Here is a 4,032-nt window from a genome sequence, read left to right on the forward strand (position 1 = left end):
GTTATTGAAGTAAAAGGTATAAGAGCAAGCCTTAGCCAGAGCTTAAATAAGAAAAAGAACAGTGATGAAGTATTAGATAGCATCGTTGCAGAGGACATTGGTAAGTTTCCCGATACAAACGTAGCTGAATCACTACAGCGTATACCAGGTGTATCTATAGATAGAGCGGGCGGTGAAGGAGCACAGGTTACCGTGCGAGGCTTTGGGCCTAGTTTCAACTCGGTGTTAGTGCAGGGACGTCGTCTTGCTACTGATACTGCTGGCAGAAACTTTCGTTTCGACCTGCTCGGCGCTGAGCTAATTGGCGGCGCTGACGTTTATAAGTCGGCACCATCACATCTTCAAGCGGGTGGCATAGGCTCTACCATCGATTTACAGCTTCAGCGTCCGTTAAGCATTGGCGAAGAGAAAACCGTACTAAGCACCCGTGCGGTGTATGAAGATAACTCCGGTGATGTAGCGCCACAGTTCTTCGGTCTTTACAGCAATACATTCGATGACGATAAATTAGGGGCTTTATTCTCGCTTTCATATCAAAAACGCAAGTCAGCGCAGGATGCTGTTTTTTCTGGCGTATTTGTTGGCCCAGAAATAAACGAAGAGCAAGCTTCTGTACTTTTTGCTGACGGCGAGGGGAATGGTGCGGGTCGTTATCTTCATCAACAACAAATTCGCTATGCGAGACAATTTCAAGACCGTGAACGCATTGGTGCAACGGCAGTGCTTCAATATCAGTTAGCTGATAACGCTTTGTTAACTATAGACGGCTTATTTAGTGAGTTTGATATTACGAATCAAACCACTCACAATTTTATGTTTAACGAGCGCGCTACATACAACAATGCGATAACTGACGAAAACAATATTCTTGTTGCTTGGGATCAAATTGGTCGTCCGTTCCAAGCGGCGGTTGAAGATAATCGAACGTCTCAGGTATATCAAATAGGTGCAAACTTAGAGTGGGATATCACTGATGATTTAGTTGCTACATTTGATGTCTCCTATTCAGAGGCTGAAGACGATTCAGCGGGTGACGACTTTTTCTTCGTTGTAGCAGGCCCACAAGCAGTTCAGCGATATGATAATACTGGAGGCTTTGATGCACCGGTATTTCAAAACTTTGAGTTTGAACTTGCAAGCACAGATTTGAATGGCGACGGACAAATAAACAACCTCGATCGCGTTGTAGGGGATGAAATCACTGCGCCCAATCCGAACGATACCTATTCTTGGTTCGGTACGCGCGAAGGACAGGGTAGTACTGATGAAGTACTAGAGCTTCGGAGTGATTTTGAGTGGTATGTGGATACTGGCGTTCTAGAAAGTGTCACTTTTGGCGCTTACTATGGCGACCAAGAGAAAACGCGTTCTGACGCACGGACGCCTGGCGGTGGTGGGGGGATTAATAATGCCTATCTTCAAGGGCAGATCCCGTTACCTGCAGAGCTATTTTCACTAGAAAATAACAGTAGCTTCCTTGACGGTATCGATGTAAATCTTCCTTCGCAATACCTAGCCTATGATCCAGAAGAAGTTATTGCGTATCTAGAATCACCTGCAGCTATGGAAATGCGCGATATGCTAAACGGACTTCCACTAGGAACAACTGCTGCTCGTTTAGGTTTCGACCCTTCAAACCCACGCGCTGACGGTGGCGTCGGCTTTAATGCCATTGACGTTCCTCGTAATGCATTCATCATCGGTGAGGAAACCTTGGCCGCTTACGTCAATGCTAAGCTTTCCGGAGAAATCGCGGATATGGGGCTAACAGTGAACGTAGGCTTCCGCTATACGCAAACAGAAACGACATCTGAAGCATTTGCAGAACCGTTTGCGACAATATTTCCTGACCCAACTCGTCCAGATGTGTTGTTGAGTACGCGATTGCCTGCACAGTTTATTCAGCAAACTGAAGACTATAACGAATTTCTACCTTCAATTGCTGCGCGTTTAAACATTACTGACGAGCTCGTAGCACGGGCGTCGTACTCGCAATCTTTGACACGACCTAATTTGGCGGACTTGAATCCAGGCATTAACACGGCACCAGAGCTAAGACTATCTGACTTATCTGGTTCATCAGGTAACCCAGACTTAGACCCATTTGTGTCTGACAATATTGACCTGTCTTTAGAGTATTACTTCGGTGAAACATCTGCAGTAAGCGTCGGCTTCTTTAGAAAGGATGTATCTGCATTTATTGCACAACAAGAGCAGTTAGAAGGTCTCACGTTGCCGGCAGGTAATCGTTTAGACGAAGTAACAGAGGATAGAAGCAACATAGATGGCGACACTATATTTTTAAACATTAATCGCCCTCGTAATTTGAATTCCACAGTGGTCGACGGTGTGGAAATCGCTTTCCAACATGTTTTCGACACATTGCCAGGCTTACTTCAATACGTAGGGGTTAGCGCTAACTTAACTTACGTAAGTTCTGATGATGAGGTAGGGAACGAGTTGATTGATGCCGCGGTAGCACTACCAGGCCTTAGCGATTCTCAAAACTTTGTATTGTTCTACGATGACGGTGAAATCGAAGGTCGAATAGCCTACAACAAAAGAGATCGTTTCTTTAGCGGCCGACAAGGTGCTGAACCGATATTTACCAATGACTTCGATCAACTTGATGTGCGAGTAGCATGGAACATCAATGAAACCTACCAAGTTTTTGTTGAAGGCACTAATTTGACCGACTCATTCGTTAAACGCTCAGGCAGGTTCGAGAGCCGTTTTGGTGGCATAGAAGATCCAGGTGCGCGTTACGTTCTTGGAGCAAGGGCCACGTTCTAAAGACGCTAGAAATTGAAAAAGCACCTCATTTGAGGTGCTTTTTTTATGTTCGTAAAGCGACAATGTTACGAAAATTACTTTTCGTAAATTGATATTCAGCTAGACTGACGTTTGACTATCGTCGGACGAAAATCGTGGGTACGTATTTTTCGCCTTTCGATTCGATACACTATCTCGTTAAGCATTTGGTTAAACGGATATTGAATCGTAGTTAGTTTTGGATAACACAACGTAGATATCATATGGTTGCCGAAACCAACAACAGTTACCTCATGCGGAACTCTGATTTCCATAGTTTTAAACGCATTGACTATGCCATAGGCTGCAAAATCATTTTCGGCAATTATGAAATCTGCTCGTTTAAATAGGCGGTCATTTTGCATAGCTAAATCATAAGCGCTGTCTATGTCACATTTTGCTAAAGAGAGAGTTTCAATCTCCAACGTTCCTTTGTAGTTACTCAGCATACCAATGATGCCCGAGAACCTTTGGGCACTGGCATTATTTAAACTTGCGGAATAAACGACAACTCCAAATTTTCCACCACTTTTAAGGGCTTCTTTGGCTTGAAGTATACCTGCATCTAAGTGGTTAAAATTAACGCTTTGAAACGGGGATGACAGCAGCTGACGGTCTATACAAAAAAGATGGGGCATTTTTTTCACCCAACTATTCAACTTCTGTGAAGTACTTCGAGAGTGACACAAAACAATGCCTGGACAGCCAATTGCATCTAATTCCTCTATGCATGCTTTTTCTTCACTCTCAGTTTGCGCCGTTTGAGCAAGGTACGCTGGAAGTGGGGCGCCAGTATTGCAATGACTTAAGCCATTAAATTCATGGCAGTCGAAAGAAAAATGAGGGTAAATAATACCCATAGACGAGGTACGACTTTTTACAAGGTCTCTAGCGTAGGTATTAGGCTTGAAATTTAAGTTATCTATAAGTTGTTGTATTTTCGTTTTGGTCGAGCCTTTGACCTTCCCGTTCTCATTGATAACACGAGATACGGTAGCGATGGATACATTTGCTAGCCTTGCGATATCTTTTATGGTTACGGGCTGGGTTATCATAAATACATTCCTCAAAAAGCATCAGCTGTAGTTAATTCAAACCCTTGTTTGCACCCAAACTCATCTAAACAATTTTGATTACGAGTTTACATGTCAGTGGCGTGACGGAGGCTCAACGCTCTTCCATTAAGTTAATACAACAATGGCGTAGAAGATGGTTTAAACA

Annotated in this window: 2 protein-coding genes; one reads left to right on the plus strand and one right to left on the minus strand. The window is 43.7% G+C overall.

The window, feature by feature from the left end:
• Positions 1–2,793: TonB-dependent receptor (locus tag KL866_RS18275; protein ID WP_214996342.1), on the plus strand; the 2,793-nt coding region annotated here is incomplete at its 5' end.
• 95 nt (positions 2,794–2,888) lie between these two features.
• On the opposite strand, the gene KL866_RS18280 is transcribed toward KL866_RS18275, so the two are convergent.
• The gene (locus KL866_RS18280) at positions 2,889–3,866 is read right to left on the minus strand and encodes a LacI family DNA-binding transcriptional regulator (protein WP_025255715.1); all 978 of its coding nucleotides are present in this window, start codon (positions 3,864–3,866) and stop codon (positions 2,889–2,891) included.
• Positions 3,867–4,032: the final 166 nt, after the last annotated feature.

The organism is Alteromonas sp. ALT199 (assembly GCF_018619335.1).
Lineage (GTDB): Bacteria > Pseudomonadota > Gammaproteobacteria > Enterobacterales > Alteromonadaceae > Alteromonas.

What these genes read in the sequence shown, in the direction of transcription:
- KL866_RS18280 (WP_025255715.1), bottom strand. Translation starts at nt 3,866, where the DNA reads ATGATAACCCAGCCCGTAACCATAAAAGATATCGCAAGGCTAGCAAAT.